Annotated in this window: 14 protein-coding genes; 6 read left to right on the top strand and 8 right to left on the bottom strand. The window is 46.3% G+C overall.

All coding sequences use genetic code 11. The annotated features are described in order from the left end of the window. Window positions 1-47: 47 nt before the first annotated feature. Together QUB11_RS02985 and QUB11_RS02980 are read left to right on the top strand one after the other, a co-directional pair. Complete coding sequence (locus QUB11_RS02985; RefSeq protein WP_333201957.1) at window positions 48-1,061, top strand: shikimate dehydrogenase; 1,014 nt, start codon at window positions 48-50, stop codon at window positions 1,059-1,061. A 107-nt stretch (window positions 1,062-1,168) separates the two neighbouring features. Next, window positions 1,169-1,600: a hypothetical protein gene (locus QUB11_RS02980; protein WP_015175619.1), complete on the top strand. Its 432-nt coding sequence runs from the start codon at window positions 1,169-1,171 to the stop codon at window positions 1,598-1,600. A gap of 259 nt (window positions 1,601-1,859) precedes the next feature. Here QUB11_RS02980 and QUB11_RS02975 read toward each other — a convergent pair whose 3' ends face one another. From QUB11_RS02975 to QUB11_RS02965, 3 genes are all read right to left on the bottom strand, one after another. Continuing rightward, window positions 1,860-2,147: a YggT family protein gene (locus QUB11_RS02975; protein WP_333102770.1), complete on the bottom strand. Its 288-nt coding sequence runs from the start codon at window positions 2,145-2,147 to the stop codon at window positions 1,860-1,862. A gap of 408 nt (window positions 2,148-2,555) precedes the next feature. Beyond that, window positions 2,556-2,879 carry a hypothetical protein gene (locus QUB11_RS02970; protein WP_333201959.1) on the bottom strand — a complete coding sequence of 108 codons (324 nt, stop codon included), beginning with the start codon at window positions 2,877-2,879 and terminating at the stop codon, window positions 2,556-2,558. A gap of 202 nt (window positions 2,880-3,081) precedes the next feature. Next, window positions 3,082-3,456, bottom strand: a complete 375-nt coding sequence (locus tag QUB11_RS02965; protein WP_333201961.1) for a YkgJ family cysteine cluster protein — start codon at window positions 3,454-3,456, stop codon at window positions 3,082-3,084. Window positions 3,457-3,806: 350 nt separating this feature from the next. Between QUB11_RS02965 and psb30 the strand changes: the two genes are divergently transcribed. Next, on the top strand, window positions 3,807-3,947 hold the full coding sequence (gene psb30, locus QUB11_RS02960; protein WP_333054512.1) for a photosystem II reaction center protein Ycf12/Psb30: 141 nt from the start codon (window positions 3,807-3,809) through the stop codon (window positions 3,945-3,947). A 106-nt stretch (window positions 3,948-4,053) separates the two neighbouring features. On the opposite strand, the gene QUB11_RS02955 is transcribed toward psb30, so the two are convergent. Next, window positions 4,054-6,201: a DHH family phosphoesterase gene (locus QUB11_RS02955; RefSeq protein ID WP_333201963.1), complete on the bottom strand. Its 2,148-nt coding sequence runs from the start codon at window positions 6,199-6,201 to the stop codon at window positions 4,054-4,056. Window positions 6,202-6,575: 374 nt separating this feature from the next. Here QUB11_RS02955 and QUB11_RS02950 point away from each other — a divergent pair, with 374 nt between their 5' ends. Next, a complete protein-coding gene (locus QUB11_RS02950; protein ID WP_333201964.1) occupies window positions 6,576-7,481 on the top strand; it encodes a bestrophin family ion channel in 906 nt (301 codons plus the stop codon). A 73-nt stretch (window positions 7,482-7,554) separates the two neighbouring features. Here QUB11_RS02950 and lnt read toward each other — a convergent pair whose 3' ends face one another. The 3 genes from lnt to QUB11_RS02935 all read right to left on the bottom strand — a co-directional run bounded on the left by lnt (window position 7,555) and on the right by QUB11_RS02935 (window position 11,875). Then, the gene (gene lnt / locus QUB11_RS02945; RefSeq protein ID WP_333202068.1) at window positions 7,555-9,438 is read right to left on the bottom strand and encodes an apolipoprotein N-acyltransferase; all 1,884 of its coding nucleotides are present in this window, start codon (window positions 9,436-9,438) and stop codon (window positions 7,555-7,557) included. A 333-nt stretch (window positions 9,439-9,771) separates the two neighbouring features. Continuing rightward, window positions 9,772-10,854, bottom strand: a complete 1,083-nt coding sequence (psbA, locus tag QUB11_RS02940) for a photosystem II q(b) protein (protein WP_333083652.1) — start codon at window positions 10,852-10,854, stop codon at window positions 9,772-9,774. Between the two features lie 673 nt (window positions 10,855-11,527). After that, complete coding sequence (locus QUB11_RS02935) at window positions 11,528-11,875, bottom strand: histidine triad nucleotide-binding protein (RefSeq protein ID WP_333201966.1); 348 nt, start codon at window positions 11,873-11,875, stop codon at window positions 11,528-11,530. Between the two features lie 251 nt (window positions 11,876-12,126). On the opposite strand from QUB11_RS02935, the gene QUB11_RS02930 reads away from it, so the two are divergent. Continuing rightward, window positions 12,127-13,656 carry a YifB family Mg chelatase-like AAA ATPase gene (locus tag QUB11_RS02930; protein ID WP_333389689.1) on the top strand — a complete coding sequence of 510 codons (1,530 nt, stop codon included), beginning with the start codon at window positions 12,127-12,129 and terminating at the stop codon, window positions 13,654-13,656. Window positions 13,657-14,582: 926 nt separating this feature from the next. After that, window positions 14,583-15,968 carry a hypothetical protein gene (locus QUB11_RS02925; RefSeq protein WP_333389687.1) on the top strand — a complete coding sequence of 462 codons (1,386 nt, stop codon included), beginning with the start codon at window positions 14,583-14,585 and terminating at the stop codon, window positions 15,966-15,968. A gap of 433 nt (window positions 15,969-16,401) precedes the next feature. On the opposite strand, the gene QUB11_RS02920 is transcribed toward QUB11_RS02925, so the two are convergent. Continuing rightward, the gene (locus QUB11_RS02920) at window positions 16,402-17,244 is read right to left on the bottom strand and encodes a hypothetical protein (RefSeq protein WP_333389686.1); all 843 of its coding nucleotides are present in this window, start codon (window positions 17,242-17,244) and stop codon (window positions 16,402-16,404) included. Between the last annotated feature and the right edge of the window lie 564 nt (window positions 17,245-17,808).

Here is a 17,808-nt window from a genome sequence, read left to right as displayed (position 1 = left end):
CAACAGTTAACAGTCAACAGTCAACAGTCAACAGTCAACTAACAAAAATGATTAAAGGCACTACTAAACTGTTAGGAGTAATTGGTCATCCCGTCGAACATTCTCTGTCGCCGGCGATGCACAATGCTGCTATTTCCCACTTGGGAGTCGATTTTGTTTACTTGCCGTTTCCGGTAAAACCAGGGGATTTAAAAGCTGCTCTTGCAGGATTTGCGGCGATCGGCGTTCGGGGATTTAGCATCACGATTCCGCACAAACAAGCAATCCTACCGCTGCTGTCGGAAGTTTCCCCGATCGCCAGATCGATCGGCGCAGTCAATACCGTATACCTAACTGACAAAGGTTGGTGCGGCACAAATACTGACGTTGAAGGCTTTCTCGCGCCGCTGCAAACCCCCCCAACCCCCCCTTACCAAGGGGGGGCTAAAGACGCGACCTCTGGCTTAGAAACGGGCAATACGGCTGTCGAATCCTGTCCCCCCCCTTACCAAGGGGGGGCTGTCGAATCCTGTCCCCCCCCTTACCAAGGGGGGGCTAGGGGGGGTTCCGATTGGAGTCAGAAAGTAGCGGTAATTTTGGGGAATGGCGGGGCGGCGAGAGCTGTTGTGGCTGGATGCGCTCAATTGGGATGTGCAGAGATTCACGTTATCGGCCGCAACGAACAAAATTTAGCGGAATTTCAGCAGAGTTGGGTCAATTCTCCGATGCCCGTGCAGAATTTGCAGGTGCATACTTGGGATAATTTGTCAATGTTAATCTCGCAGGCAGATTTGCTTGTGAACACGACGCCTGTGGGGATGTATCCGCAGGGGGAAAAGTCGCCGGTTGCGGCTGGTGAGCTCGATCGAATTTCAGCAGGTGCGATCGTCTATGATTTAATTTACACCCCTAATCCTACCCAGTTTCTCAAAGATGCACAGCTTCGGGGAGCGCGAGCTATTGACGGACTCGAAATGCTAGTTCAACAAGGAGCAGCCGCCTTAAAAATTTGGCTGGATAAAGAATCTGTCCCAGTCGATGTGATGCGCCAAGCCTTGCGACAGCATTTAGGTCTAGATTAATGCCATTTCTTCAAAAAGTAGCTGTAGTTTTCAGAATTCCTATAAGTAGGAATTTGAGGCCCAATTCGCGCTAAGCTGAGGATTAAAATATACTTGCGCTGCAATTTATGAAATTTCGAGCTATCAGCCTTTTTTTTGCTACTTGCCTAATCGGAATTTTTAGTTTGGTATTCACTCCACCTGCTTGGGCTCTGACGCAGATTAAACTTTCCGACCTTTCTTATCGCGAATGTCCTGCCGAAATGGGAGAAGGAACAGTCACCAGTGGAAGTTCTATGGAAGCTAACTGCTTTTTGATTACTGGGAAAGCTGAAAATAGCACGGGCAAACCAGTTGTCAATGCCGATATTTTCGGCCGCATTTATGATGCTGACGACAATCCGGTGATGCAAAACCGGACTCGCTTGGGTTCTATAGAAGAAGTTCCTCCCGGAGTTAGCGATTTTCAGCTCAGAATTTCCGTTGCAGCAAATCAACGAACACCTTTGAAGCTCAAGCAATTTAAAGCTACAGGTTTTACTGGCGTGGTTCGCCGTTAACGAAACTCTTGGAGATTTTAGATGGCTGAGAAAGAGATTTTGGGTTAGCTGGTGAGAAACCGCGAGGCAGTTTGAGATTTGAGATTTGAGATTTGAGATTGTTGAGTGGGTGGCAATTTCTCCTTTCTAATGTAAGACTAACTCCCCAGCTTTTCAACCGGGGAGTTTATCTAAAAATGTCAAATCTAAAATTTAGTTGTCGGCAGCTAGGTCGGCAAAACAATTTACGCTCGATGCTTAAAAACTTAAGCTTTTCAAACTACAAGGATGTTTGCAAGCTGGTCAAAAGACCGATCAAGAATTCCGAGCCGAACTGCAGTACAAAAAATGCAATCAGTGGCGAAAAGTCAATCCCTCCCAAGGGGGGGATAATCGAGCGGAATAGATTGAGGTAAGGATCTGTTAACTGACTCAAAATTGAAAACGGGGGGTCGTACCAATTGATGTTAGGGAACCAGCTTAACAGCACCCGAATAATCATCAGGGCTACATAGATTTGCAGAAATGTGGACAGCGTGGTTGCCAAAAGGCCTATTGAAGAACTCATAAATTTTGCTTCTAGTTTGAGTAAAGTTTACAGACACTTTAACTGTGAGTTTAGCATAGCTGGGGCAGAGAGAGGGGGAGAGGGCAGGGCTGTTTCATTCTCTTGTAGGGGCAATCCCTCGTGAAGAGCCCCTATATCTGAAACCCCGATGCGCTCGTCTATGGGCCAGGGCGGGGACTCTTGGCACCGCCCCTACAAAATCTTGGTTTTTCTGATAATGAAACCGCCCTGGGGGAGAGGGGGAGCATCAGGCTGTTTACGGGCGGGCAGGATAGGATACTCAACCCCTACTCCCCACAATAAAATTCACTGTTTGTGCCACAGGCCCAAAAGCCAGTTGTTGAGAATAGCGCAAGATGTTAGTAGCCCCCATTGATCTGCCAGACTAATCTAAAATTTTAAATGGATTCAGGAGTCTTGGGCGATCGAACCCTCGCTGTTGTGCTGCTGCGCGTTGCCGTTTACGTCGCCGAGTTGCAGCCGCACGTCATCTATTGCCTGATTTAGCTGGGCAATTTTATCTTCTAAACTCAGCCTTGCTACTTCCATCCCGTCGGCTTCGAGTTGGCTGGCTTTCCTCTGGCGGATTTTTCTGGTTTTTGCGTCTGAAGGTTCACTCAGCAAAGCTTCAGCAGCGCGCCGCGACAGCACCGCGCCTAAAACTGCACCCACCAAGCCACCAACAGCAGCTCCGGCAATAAATCCCCCTGTAAAACCCTCTCGATTACTCATAGCTCAACTCAACTGCGCGATATTTCCTTGATTTGTTTATTTTGACACTCTCCCGGTGAGAAACCAGGAGATTGTTAGTTGTTGTCAGGTAGGCGTTGCACAATTTGAGGAGGATGGTTGTGGGGTGTCCCGCCTGCTGTGAAAATACACGCCTTCGGGCTACGAGATCCCATCCGACAAAACAATCAAAATCATCCCGCAATTATGCAACACCGTCAGGTAAGGCGAGAATTCCGACTTCAGAGTTAAAGCGGATCATTTCCAAAGATCGATCGCCATAAAGATCTTCAATGTGCTCCAAGCAGCACTCGATCGCGAAATCGTTCAATTCAGTCGGCTCAACGCCGTACATTTCCTCAAACACCTCTGAGTCTACCCGACAAAAGCGCGGTCGATCGGCATAAATTCCGCATTCTCGCGTCGCTCTGTCAAAATTAATACACCAACCGTCATCTCCGACTAAGCTCAAATAGAGCGCTAATTCGTCTTCAGATAAATACTCGTCTAAGTCTGGGCGCTCTGTTGGGTCGAGGTAACAACAAGCACCGCACTGCTTTACGCAACGCCAAGTAGCCATAGTTTGATTTTAGATTTTAGATTTTAGATTTTAGATTTTAGATTCGGAGCATTATGTGGAAAATGCCAAACTTTAGGAGACTAGAGCTCTTCAAGTATATCAATTGCCAGCGCCGGAGGCGGATATCCCGAAGGGGCGGTTCGATTTTAGATTTTAGATTTTAGATTGGGGGGACTTTCCAGGAAGGGGCATCAAGTCCCTGGTTTCCTGTGACTGAGAGGTCGATCGTAGTTTACATTTTGTTGAATTTTGTAAAGTTCCTTAAAAAATATGGTCGATCGCCCGGTAAAATCAGAAGCGGATTTTCTAATTCAACAATCTAGACTTAATCACTACAGTCAGGAGGACACATGGACTTTATAACCGATCTTTTCAGTGGTATGGGTGGTGTAGACTACCAACTCATTGTTCAGGTAGCTTTACTCGCAGCCGTCGTGCTTTCTGGCCCGATCGTGATTTTTCTCTTGGCAGCTAAAGGCGGCGACCTGTAATTATAGCACGCTAGGCGGCGATCGATAGTTGGGAGTTTTGAGTTTTAAATGATGCAAAATTCACAAGGCTCGATCGCCAATTTTCCCAGTAGCACGAGCTTTGTTATCAAATACCTAGGGCGTGTTTAGCAGTTTGAATCAAATTCTCAAAAAAAGGTAGAGATACATCGACTTCTCTAGCATCTTTGCGGGAGTTGCCTAATAAACCGATGTTTTGTCCGGGTGCAACAGCCAAAACTTGCCCTTGAGAGTTGCGAATTCTCAATTCCTCGATCGAGCCTGCAGGAGATAGACTGCAAGAATAAGTGCGATCGCAATAATCAAACTCAACTTTTCCGAACCTCGGTAGCCTCGAAGTAGCAGCATTTGCCGGCAGCCGAACGCCCAACAATTCTAACTCAACCGATGTCTTGCCATTAAAACTATTTTCCCGCAATCGGTAAGCAATATCAACCCGCCGAGGCAAAGGAAAATATTCCCCCCAACGCCAAGCAATCGCCTTCACACTAGCCGATACATTTCCATCTTGAGTTGCAGTTAGTTTAACGTGACCTCCTTTACCAACAATTTTCTGTTCAGTTATGCAAACATTAGGCGTCCAAAATACAGGAGCCTTATTTTCAATGCCGCAAGGTTCTAGAGCATCAATTTGTCGGTAAAGGTCGAGATTTATCTCTGCCAAATTTGCCTGCACATCTACTGAAACCAGCGGTTTTAGGTGTTCCGGCTGCAAACATTGATTGGCAAAAATTGACAGTTGATTGCGGAATTCTTCGAGGTTATCAGCAGGCATAGAAAAACCGCCAGCCGCTTTGTGTCCGCCAAATTTAGTTAATAAATCCGCGCAAAAATTCAGCCCGTCAAATACATTAAACTCAGGAATTCCCCTCGCCGAACCCCGGACAATTTTAGCGGGCGGGCACGGGGGCACGGAGGAGGATGAGGTTGTAGGGGCGGTGCCCCCGTGCCCGCCCTCATCCTCAAAAGTACCAATAAACACAGGTACGCCGTAGCGTTCCACCAACCGAGAAGCTACAATCCCGATCACCCCGTGGTGCCAACCCGGTTGCACGACAACTAAAACTCGTTCTTGCTGCAAGTCTAGCTCACTTTTCTCGCACCAAGCGATGGCTTCCTGCTCAATTTCCTGGCACAACTCCTGCCTACGCTGATTGATTTGTTCGCACTGCATCGCGTTTTTAAGAGCCAATTCGCGATCGTCCGTAGTCAGCAACTCTATCACAATTTGAGGGTCAGCCAGCCGCCCCACAGCATTAATCCGGGGCCCAAGCCTAAAACCAATATCTTCAGGCTTTAAGGAATTTTGAGTAGGGGCGGTGCCCCCGTGCCCGCCCTTGAGTTTTGAGTTAAGAATAGATGAACTTTCGGCACTTCCCGGCTGCACTCCAGCCACCTGAATCAAAGCCTGAATACCGGCCAATTGCGAGTGAGGTAACAGCCGCAAACCACGCTTTACCCAGCGCCGATTAACCCCAGTCAAAGGCGCTAAATCCGCAATAGTTCCCAACGTGAATAACTCCAGCAGGGGATTTACCAACCCCCCAACTTTCTGCATATCCTGAGCCAAAGTAATAGCCAAAACATAAGCAACGCCTACGCCAGCTAAACCGCGATAAGGCGAAGATTCCGCGATTAATTTCGGGTTGAGAATAGCATCTGCCGGCGGCAGTTTTGGTGGCAAATCATGGTGGTCTGTAATAATAACTTTAACACCGAGTTCTCGCGCTCTAGCAACCGGGCCGTAGGCTGCAATTCCGTTGTCAACCGTGAGAATGAGAGCGACACCTTCCGAGTGAAATTCTTCTACAATGCGATCGTTAATCCCATAACCTTCTCGCATCCGGCTGGGAATAGCATAATCCACATTCGCCCCCAGAACCCTGAGAGCTCGCAGCAACAAAGCCGTGCTCGTCATCCCGTCAGCATCGTAGTCGCCGCAAATCGCAATTTTTTGCCCTCCCGAAATCGCCTCCCGCAACAATTTGACACTCGCAGCCAAATCTGGAAACTCATCCATTGGCGCGGGCAAAACCAGAGATTCCGGTTCGATAAACCCTTGCACTTCTTTAACAGAATCGATGCCCCGGTTAATCAGTACCTGTGCCAGCAAGGGCGACAAACCGATTTCAGTGGCAAACTGTTCGGCTTGCTGTGGTTGAGGCGAATAAATTTGCCACCGTTGGTTTGGCAATCGGTGAAAATGCGGGGGCACAGATGTCGGTAGCTCTTGCACGGAAGCTGAGGTTTAAATATACATAATTAATCTTACCTAATTAAGTGCATCCGTCCATCAATTTTAGATTTTAGATTTTAGATTTTAGATTTTAGATTGATGCTGATGAGTTTTTTGGGTAAAATCCAAAGGTTGTTTGTAGGAAAGCTTTTTTGGGAAGATCTCACCGCACCCACATAGGGATATAAGCCCTGCTAGCAGTCGTGGAAACCAAAAAATTTTAGACCAAAGTTCAAACCCCCCAGATTTATCTGTGGAGTCAATCTAAAATCTCGAATCTCAAATTGACTAGCGGGAGCTGCAGAACTAAATGTAGCAGGCATTTGCGCTGCCCGCCCTAGGGCGCAGACTACTAATTTAATGAGGAGACTTGCATGAGTGGCGATCGACCACCTTGGTTTAAAATTGCATTACAGGTTCGGGGGTCTGTCATTCCCTCAATTTTGCCCCGCGTTTTGCTGTGCGGCGGCTTTGGAGTTCTTATTTCCCTGCTGCACTTTTTTAAGTGGCCGGTTTCCTTACCAATTTTGTCGAGTATTGTACCCAGTATTGTCCTGGGTCTACTGTTGGTTTTTCGGACAAATACAGCCTACGAAAGATTTTGGGACGGTCGAAAAATGTGGGGAACTTTAGTCAACAACGTCCGCAATTTGGCGCGCCAAATCTGGGTAGCAATCGAGGAAAAAGACCCGCAGGATATCGTAATCAAAAAGTCAGTCCTGCGCCTCTTACCTGCCTTTGCAGTAGCCCTGAAACTGCACTTGCGCCAAGAATTAGTAAATTCAGAATTGGAGCATTTGATGTCCCCATCGCAGTACCAAAAGCTCAAGTCGATGAACAATCCGCCCCTAGAGATTGCCTTTTGGATTGAGGATTACTTGCACGAACAGTACGAGGGCAATTGCGTTGATGTCTATCAGTTAACTGCTATGAAGGAGTTGATCAACTCTATGATAGATGTATTAGGCGGCTGCGAGCGAATTTTGAAGACCCCTATCCCTTTGGCTTACGCGATTCACCTGAAACAACTATTGTTGCTTTACTGTTTGGCACTGCCCTTTCAAATGGTGAAAGATTTGAGTTGGGGAACCGGCTTAGTTGTGGCTTTAATTAGTTTTACTTTGTTCGGCATCGAAGAAATCGGCATTGAAATAGAAAATCCCTTCGGGCACGATGACAATGATTTGCCTTTGGACAATATTTGTGCTGCCATGCAGCGCAATATCGACGATTTAATTTCTTTATCTCCTAGCGTTCATGAACACGTGAAAGATAAGTAGAGTCATTCGATTTGAGATTTGAGATTTGAGATTTTAGATTGGTACATAAAATCTAAAATCTCAAAGCTTCGGATTAATTTTTTTTAACAATAAACAGCATTAACCCAGCCCATACTAACAATACAGGTGTCAGCCAATCTCCCCACCGCACGTACAAAGTCCGAGTTTGCCGCCGATAAATAGTAGTATCTCGGACTTCATAGGTATTAATCCCAGACTTCCAAACCGTCTCGCCGCGAGGATTTACAAAAGCAGAGTAACCGGTATTAGTTGCGATAACTGCCCATCTATCAGTTTCAATTGCCCGCATCACATCTAGAGCATGATGTTGAGCCAACATGGGCGGTTTGTAATGGGCATTGTTGGAAGCGGTGATCATAAATTCGCCTCCATTCGCCGCCTGATATCGGAAGATTTCAGCAAAGGCCGAATCGTAACAAATTCCGACAATGGCGCGGCCAAACGGCGTATCAAACAATTGTTTAGAATTGCCTGGTACTAAATGAGCATCTAAGGGAGAAAGCCGATTAATAATCCCGCCTAAGATTTCATAAAAAGGGATATATTCGCCTAAAGGCACTAGCTTGAGTTTATCGTAGCGACCGACAATTTCTCCAGTGCGATCGATCGCCAATAAGCTATTAGTGATACTATTCTCTTGCTGTCCGAATCCTCCAACCCAAGCCACAACGCCGCGTTCGAGAATAGCTTGGTAAAAGGAAAGAGTAGAACGCTGATACTCGTTTGTCCAGATAAAAGGCAACGCTGTCTCTGGAATTAACACAGCATCGACTTTCCTGTCTGCTAACTGTTTGTACCCAGCCGTGTAACCTTCCAAAGCGCGCCGCCACCCCCCTGAGTCAAACTTAATCTGGTTGGGAATATTGCCTTGAATGATGCCAATTTTTAATGATGTTCCCGCCTCTTGAATTAAAGGCCGATTGTACAAACTCCAGCCTGCAATATGCAAAACTAAAAATAAACCCGCAGGCAAAATATAAGCAACCGACTTCTTCCCTCGGACTTCTCCCTTCTTACCTCGGACTCTCTCCTGCTTCCATCCATCAGTTACATCAGTTACATCCGTTACACAATCCGTTGCCGAACTTCCTTCTTCCTTCTTCCTTCTTCCTTCAATAAAAGCTTCTGCGATTAAGCCATTTACTGCTACAATAGCGGCTGTTACTGCGCTGGGCCCGGAGAGTTGACCGAGGTGCAATATTGCTAAATTGTGCGGGCTTTGCGTGTAAGATAGTGATGTCCACCACAGCGAACCTGTACTCCAAATACTTTCTAAGGCACACCACAAAGCTGTGCCAATTAAAACGCGAGTTAATGCTGAAAATTTAGAGCTACCCCCCCCAGCCCCCCCTTGTAAAGGGGGGGAGTTAAGAAGAATAAGATCGGAGCTACCCCCCCCAGCCCCCCCTTGTAAAGGGGGGGAGTTAAGAATAAGATTTGGATTTTTTCCGGGTAAAGTTAGGGAGTTGAGAATTACAAATAGCCACGCCCAAACGGCGACTAAGGCGGCTCCCCAGAGGGTGATGAATGCCCAGCAAAAAAGTGCGATCGCCAAACTCGGCCACCAAGGAACTCCCAACCAAGTCATCGGGTGAATTCCCATAATCCAAGATAAGGCTAATCCGTGATAGCCAATTCCCCACAGTGAAGGAAGAAGGAAGTTCGGCAACGGATTCTGTAACGGATGTAACGGATGGATTTTGAGGAAAGAAGGAAGAAAGAGAAATTTTTGTTTTTGTTGTTCTATTTTTGGCTTTTGATAACTGACAACCAAAACCCACAGCGGAGCTAATGCTACCCAAGCCAATAGCCAAGCATTTACTGGTGCGGTTGTCAATGCCATCAAAATGCCGCTGAAAAGTGCGATCGCCCAGGCTAATGTTTTGGATTTATGAACCACGAGTTTTTCAAATTTGTGCCTGTTAAATATCGCCACTTTGATGATTGCCAAAAATAATAATTCTTAATCAATATATCAGATCGATCGGGAAGAAGGAAGCTCGGAAACGCGCAGTGTACGAGATTTAATAGATTTAACGGATTCAACTGAGAAGTTGCACCATTCTCAATAAGCTTTTTATGAACAGGCAAGATGCCTGTTCCACAAGAAAATTCACTCTTTGTGGAACAGGCATCTTGCCTGTTCCTGAGAATGGTGCAAGATGTGATATTTAACGGATTTAACAGAAAAAAATCTATCAAATTATACTTGCTCAAGCAAAAAGCGCCCCTATTTCTAGGAGCGCTTTTTGTTAATCAAAAGCTAAGTTTAGCCGTTGATGGAGGGAGCAACCATTGCTACGGGAGTTGTTTCACCGGCGGCCAAGTCGAGGGGGAAGTTGTGAGCGTTGCGCTCGTGCATTACTTCCATACCCAAGTTAGCGCGGTTGATGACATCAGCCCAAGTGTTGATGACGCGACCTTGCGAGTCGATAACCGATTGGTTGAAGTTGAAACCGTTGAGGTTAAACGCCATCGTGGAAATACCCAAAGAGGTAAACCAGATACCGACAACTGGCCATGCACCTAACAAGAAGTGCAAAGAACGGCTGTTGTTAAAGCTCGCGTATTGGAAGATTAACCGACCGAAGTAGCCGTGGGCTGCGACGATGTTGTAGGTTTCTTCTTCTTGACCGAATTTGTAACCGTAGTTCAAAGATTCAGTTTCGGTTGTTTCGCGAACCAAGCTGGAGGTAACAAGAGAACCGTGCATGGCGGAGAACAGAGCACCGCCGAAGACACCAGCAACTCCCAACATATGGAAGGGGTGCATCAGGATGTTGTGCTCGGCTTGGAACACGATCATGAAGTTGAAGGTGCCGGAGATACCCAAGGGCATACCGTCAGAAAAACTGCCTTGTCCGATCGGGTAAATCAAGAATACTGCGGTTGCTGCTGCAACAGGTGCAGAGTAAGCGACGCAGATCCAAGGACGCATACCTAAGCGGTAGGACAGTTCCCATTCACGACCCATGTAGCAGAAAATGCCAATCAGGAAGTGAAATACTACCAATTGGTAGGGGCCGCCGTTGTACAACCACTCATCGAGGGAAGCTGCTTCCCAGATGGGATAAAAGTGCAAGCCTATAGCATTCGATGAAGGCACAACAGCACCAGTAATGATGTTGTTGCCGTACATCAAGGAACCTGCAACGGGTTCGCGGATGCCGTCGATGTCCACAGGAGGAGCAGCGATGAAGGCGATGATGTAGCAGATGGTGGCGCTGAGCAAGGTGGGAATCATCAAGACGCCGAACCAACCGATGTAAATCCGGTTTTCAGTGCTTGTGACCCATTCACAAAAGCGTTCCCAAACGTTGCCGCTTTCGCGACGCTGTACGGTTGTTGTCATTTGGTTTATGATGGCTTAATTGAATTTTCAAGGTTCGTTGTGGGGAGGCCCCACGCTTATATTAGTAACACCATTCACTAAAGTTTGCCAAGGGATTACTGCTGACAATTCAAAAATTTTACAAACATTTACAAAAACTGGATTATTGGTAAATATTTGTAGTTTTTTACAAAGTAATATTACAAGCCAAACGGGTTAAATACAGCGACCTGAATAACTGAATCTATTGGCTGTAGCTTGGTTCAGCAGTTCGAGCATTGTTTTTTGTTCAGGTCGATTCTCTTTCTCTTTAAATATCTGTTAATTAGGTCGTGAAGAGATGATTTTTAATATTTATTTACATATCATCGGTGGATTCTGCGAGGGTAAATTTGTATCGGGAGAATACTGAAAATCTGGTTTTTAGTGCGATCGGGCTGCATTAGACAAGATTGCAACAGTTCTTTTAATTAAATTTTAGGACGGGCTAGAAGCCCATCCCACAAGAAAAAAAATTTGTGGGATGGGCTTCTAGCCCGTCCTAATTATTTTTGCAATTCAAGTCTATTCTCAATAATCTCCAATCAACCGGGTTTATTGACGAAAAAAGAAACCCGGTTTCTGAGGCGCTGGGCAATAGAAATCAACCGGGTTTCTGAGGATGAGTCCGCAAGTTCTGCGTAAAAATTAGGCTTTAGCCTGGGGGCCAGTTCATCTGCCGACCGCCGAGAATGTGAAGGTGCAGGTGGTCTACAGTTTGGCCGCCGTCGCTGCCGCTATTAATGACGACGCGATAGCCGTTGCTAAGTCCGAGTTGTTCTGCTACCCGTTTGACAGTCAGCAGCAAGTGTCCCATGAGAGCATGATCTCCCGATTCGGCATCGGCTAATTTGGCAATAGGCTGTTTGGGAATGACGAGGATGTGGACGGGTGCTTGCGGATGGATATCTCTAAACGCGAGGGCCAAGTCGTCTTCATAAACGATGTCTGCGGGAATCTCTTTGCGGATGATTTTGCTGAAAAGCGTTTCTTGAGTTGTCATGGGTGTTAACGAAGTTCGGCAACGGATTGTGTAACGGATGTAACGGATGTAACGGATGTAACGGATGTAACGGATGTAACGGATGTAACGGATGTCGGGAAGAGGTTCGAGGGAAGACTCAGCAGGAGAGAGGGAAGAGGAGAAAAAGAAGAGGCAAGGAAAAGTTTTTCTTGCCTCTCCCGATATTCATTAGTCATTGTTAATCATAATAGATGATGAATCAAGGACAGGCAAATTAAGGATAAAGAAAAATGCTTGCTAGGGTTTGGAGTGCATCGATCGTTGGAATTGACGCGGTAAAGGTGGGTGTTGAGGCTGATGTGTCAGGCGGGCTACCGAAAATTGTGGTTGTGGGGTTGCCCGATTCTGCGGTGCAAGAAGCTAAAGAAAGGGTTAAGGCTACGCTAAAAAATTCGGGATATGCTTTTCCGATGCGGAGTATTGTGATTAATTTGACTCCGGCAGATTTGCGGAAGGAGGGGCCGAGTTTTGATTTGCCGATCGCCATTGGCATTTTAGCAGCATCGGAACAAGTCAGCGGTCAACTTTTGGGAGATTATTTGTTTTTAGGGGAACTTTCTTTAGATGGGAGTTTGCGGCCTGTGGCTGGGGTTTTGCCGATCGCCGCTGCTGCTCAAAAAATGGGTATTTCGGGGTTGGTTGTACCGGCTGGTAACGCGCAAGAAGCGGCTTTGGTGCACGGAATATCTGTTTATGGTTTTGAGAATATTTTTGCAGTTACTGATTTTTTGAACAATCCTGAAGTTTATTCGCCTGTAGAAGTAAACGGTCGAGAAGAGTTAGCAAAAACGCGGTTTCCGGGTTTAGATTTAAAGGATGTAAAGGGGCAAATTCACGCGCGGCGAGCTTTGGAAATTGCGGCGGCGGGGGGACACAATTTAATTTTTGTGGGGCCGCCAGGGAGCGGTAAGACGATGTTGGCGAGGCGTTTGCCTGGTATTTTGCCGCCGCTGACTTTTGAGGAAGCTTTGGATGTGACTCAAATTCATTCGGTGGCGGGGTTGTTGAAGGATAAGGGAAGCTTGGTGGGCGATCGACCTTTTCGCAGTCCTCACCATTCGGCATCCGGCCCTTCTTTGGTAGGTGGCGGCAGTTTTCCGCGTCCGGGCGAAATTTCTTTAGCACATCGCGGCATTCTTTTTTTGGATGAATTAACTGAGTTTAAAAGAGATGTTTTGGAGTTTTTGCGACAACCGCTGGAAGATGGTTATGTGACGATTTCTCGCACTAGACAATCGGTGATGTTTCCGGCTCAATTCACTTTAGTTGCGAGTACGAATCCTTGCGCTTGCGGTTACTATGGCGATTCAATCCAACAGTGTACTTGTTCGCCGCAAAAGAGGGAGCAATATTGGGCAAAACTTTCGGGGCCTTTGATGGATCGGATTGATTTACAAGTGGCGGTTAATCGTTTGAAACCCGAAGAAATTACGCGACAGCCGACGGGGGAGGAGTCGGAACCGGTGCGGGTGAGAGTACAGCGGGCGCGAGAGCTCGCTACTCGCCGTTTTCAGTCGGAATCTAGTTTGCGCTGTAATGCCCAGATGCAAAGCAGTCACATTAACAAATGGTGTCAGTTGGATGATGCTTCTCGGAATTTATTGGAGATGGCGATTCGGAAGTTGGGGCTGTCGGCGAGGGGGAGCGATCGAATTTTGAAGGTGGCTAGAACTATTGCTGATTTGTCGGGGGATGAAAGCTTGAAAACGAATCATGTGGCGGAGGCGGTGCAGTATCGGACGATCGATCGGATGCAGTAAGTCAATCGATTTTAGATTTTAGATTTTAGATTTTCGAGGCGACCCCACGGATAAATGCGGGGGCTTGAGGATTTTCGATTTGAGATTTGGGATTGATTCCACGGATAAATCACGTGGCGGGTACCACCTTTGAAATTCCTGGTCAGCAACGGCTCAAAAGACACAATCCCCCGATACCCGACTTCTTAAAGAAGTTGGGGATCTAACAGTTGATTCGGCGATTTAAATCGCTTTTAAACATACGAAGTCCCAGCAGAGGGGGACTAAGGGATTAAGGGGGTATTGAAGCTCGATTGATGTTGTCCAATTATTTAATTTAGTCAGTGAAACGCCCCGATCTTCCCCTGTTTTTTGTCGGATTTTCTGCGGCATGGTGCCAGTATCACTTGTGACAGTTGCGTAAGTTCTGTTAGTCTTAGATTGGGGATGCGACAGTAAGCCAAGGCAGCAGTTAAAGTGGCGATCGAGGAAGCTTTAGACCAACTGCCCGAAAGCTAATCAACTGAAGTTTATCAGCACGTCTACAAATCTTATTCTGAGGCGACACGCAGTATTTATACCGCCGCAGCTTGAAGCTGGTGTCAATGCCACCCACCCACAGCTTTTGTCAAAAATCCCTCATAATTTCCTCAAAAATTCATCAAGTTTTTACGCACTTTTTGTCGGTTTTACTGTAATTTATGATACCGATCGCCCAATTGGCCCGAAGCTCCACCACGGCAGAATTTTTAATATTTAATTTCTCGCTCTCTCTCTCCCTCGCTCTCCCTCGCTCTCCCTCGCTCTTCCTCTTTCTCTCGCCCCCTCTCCCTGTTTCACCCTAAAATTGGAAATTTTTGAGTGACGAATTATGGCACGATCGCAGCGCGTTTTGATACCATGCAATCAAACGCAAGACAATCAGGGAATGCACTGGAGGTGTGTAAATGGAGCTTTTGGCAGAACAAAAACGGTGCTTGGATTGCTTGGTAAGCTCGATCGAGCAATTGGGAGGTCGAGTAGACATTCCCAAGCTGGAGCAGATAGCTGAGCTAATTATTCAAACGATGAGAGGGCCTTGGCGCTACTTTCACACGTCGGAACACATTTTTGAGGTCGGGGGGTCAGTCGATCCGATCGAGGTGCTGGCTGCACTGTTTCACGACCTCGTGTACGTGCAAGTCGATCAGGGCGTTAGTTTCAATATTAGCAGCGCCCTTTGTCCTTTTGTCAAAGAGGTGCGATCGCAGTTAGTTATTAGAGATGAAACCGAACTGCCCGACGATGCCATGTATCACCTAGTGGCCTCAGTATTTGGGTTTATTCCCGGCAAGACTCTCTCTCCGTTTGGCGGCCAAAACGAATTTTTGAGTGCCGTTATTGCTGCCAAATCTTTGGAGCCTTTTTTGCCAGCTAGTACGATCGCTGAGATAACAGCTTGCATCGAAGCTACTATCCCTTTTCGTCCCGTTTCGCCCAGCGGTTTGAGCGCGATCGAACTTTTGCACCAGCGTTTGGTAAGTATCAATCGCGATTTTAACTTGGGATGGAACCCAGCAGAAATTGTAGAAATTGTCAAGCGTGCTGTCAGGTTAGCAAATAGAGATGTCGAGAATTTTGCCTCTCGCAATTCCTCTAATTTCTTAGACAATACCTGGAATTTGATGCCAGAAACTAACCACGAATTGACCAATGTTAATTCCTATACTGTTGCCGGATATCGCAGGTCTCTGCAAAAAATGGAAGGATTTTTGAACTTCCTCAAACCCGAACTGGTTTTCCAGAAGTTTATGCAAGAGCCGGACGATGAAACCTACGCTAACCTGATTGCCAGAACTCGAAAAAATATCGAAGTTGCTAAACTTTATCTGGGTGTCAAGCTAATTACCATCGCCATTTTAGAAGCTCTTTCCTACCGTTTGGGGCGCGATATTCCCCTTTCAACTATGATGGGAGAATTGCGAACACCAGGATTTAAAACCTCTGTTTTGGAGGATTACTTGCCCAACAGACAGAGCGCCTACCCATTAGAAAGTCAGTTACAAAGAGAAGTGTTAGACCTGCTAGAAATAGGACGCAATCAAGAATCGCGCTATGATATTAAAAACTCCCCGGTTTCTACGTTTATTATCAAATCTATCGGCTTTGCTGAAACAGAAAACTTTTTGAAGAAAGCTCAAGAGTTTTTTGCAGATCCTACTTCTTCGGAAGAGTTTCTCTCTTACTGCGCTCCCGATGTCATCGAGACCATCACCTCCGGCGTGATGAAACTCTTTGACAGCAGGAAGACGGCTTTAGGGAAAGTTAAATTAGTTCACCAAACTGTTTCTTAGGATAGGTTGGCACACTCTTAAAACGTTTTCCACCGCAGAAACCAGGTTTCTTAAGTTCAGCCACAATGTCCGGTTAGTCTGAGATGTTGCACCATTCTCGCTTAACAGCCTTTCGGGCCTGTTCCACAAACAATGAGTTTTCTTGTGGGGAGTAGGGGTTGGGCAGGAGATCCCGCCTATAGCAGGCTTATTGATAATGGTGCAAGATTTCACTTTAAACCCTAAAAAAAAGTCCTCTTTAACTAATATGTTGCACCATTCTCAATTAGCCTTTTAGGAACAGGCTTTCCGGCCTGTTCCACAATAAAATTTATATTTTGTGGAACAGGCCGGAAAGCCTGTTGCTGACAATGGTGCCAGATATCAGCTTTAAAGGACTTTAGCGATGAGTCTGGCGTTTGAACCCCTGGCAAACTAATTCGACATCCAACTTCTATTGCGGTGAACCAGTCGCACCCTCTGCGCCGGAGTTGCTATCAGGTACAGCCGTATCTGTAGGATTAGACTCGCTCCGGCTTTCGGTATTAGTGTCGCCGCTCGTACCTGCTCCCGGAGCGCCCTCACCTTGAGTTGGAGATGGAGTAGCTGAACTCTCAGGTGCTGGAGTTTGTGGAGTGGAATCTGGCTCATTCTGCGAATTCGGAACCGTAGTATTGGTATTATTTGACGGCGAAGATGGAGACGGCGCTGCTTGCTGAGCGGGTGCATCTTGCTGCTGTGAATTTGGAATTGTAATATTGATATTGGGAGACGGATTTGCTTGAGGAGCCGGAGTTGCGTTTTGAGCTGGACTTGGTTGAGGAGCAGGCGTAGCCTTTTGAGCTGGAGATGCTTGAACCGGAACGGGAACAATCTTTTGAATGATCGTTTTTTCTCTCTCTATAGTCCGAGTCGGAGCAGGTGTTGCTGAAGGTTGATTCGCTTTCGGTACAACAATCACAGGAGCAGCAGTAGGAGTAGGAGCCTCCTCACCCCGATTGAAGTAATATACACTGCCGAGAACTAAGCCTACCAAAGAAGTAAGAAGAATTCCTAACAGTAACCCGCGACCTGCATTCTCGTTATCGCGGACTTCTTGGACTCCAACTTGGCGGTGATTTTCGGCCATTTCACCCTGTACATAACCTTGGTGATGAGCTGCTTCTTTAGAAGCCTTCGCAGTTGTACTCGGAACACTTGTAGTGGTTCGCGTTGTACTGACGTGACCGTTAGTTGCATCTGTGTGAACTTCTTGATGAATTTCACGGCTAGAGCTATTTTCTTCGTTAGGTTTCATAATTATCTTCGCCACCACTATTCAAAAAATATTTGTCTGTAGGAGATGCTCTGGTTGGAAAACTTGAGCTAAGCTGTTGAGCATTTAAATCACTTATTTCGATTTACTGTCAAGATTCAGGTGTAAGCGTTGGGTGTTTGGCTCATGAGTTTAAATGCTTAACAGCTTTTAGCTTAGGGAGTTTAGAGAACTTTTGGTTTTTCCTTCATTTGTATCCAATGTAACTTGTTAAGGTATTAACCAGGCTCTACCCTTAGAGTGATTCCCAAGTCCCCAAAGGCATAGAATTAGCCATACTTCAACAAAGAATATGGGCTAAATGAGTTATTTATAATGCTTACTCTGCAAGCAGATAGCAATCCTTGCAGGAGTCGTAAAAAAAATTAGGACTCCTGCAAGGATTGCTATATTTATAAAGCCAGTTTGTGCTTGAAATGTGTTTAAGTCCGGTTAGATAACCACAATTAAGTTTTTAGTAATAAAGACAACTTTTTTCTCATCTATCAAGAGAGGATAGTCGTACTCACTACCAAGAAGCTTGATTACGGGAAATTAACCGGACAG

This window comes from Microcoleus sp. B6-A1 (assembly GCF_036705085.1).
Classification (GTDB): domain Bacteria; phylum Cyanobacteriota; class Cyanobacteriia; order Cyanobacteriales; family Microcoleaceae; genus Microcoleus.
Note: the sequence above shows the minus strand (reverse complement) of the source record. Positions and strands in the feature narration are given on the sequence as shown.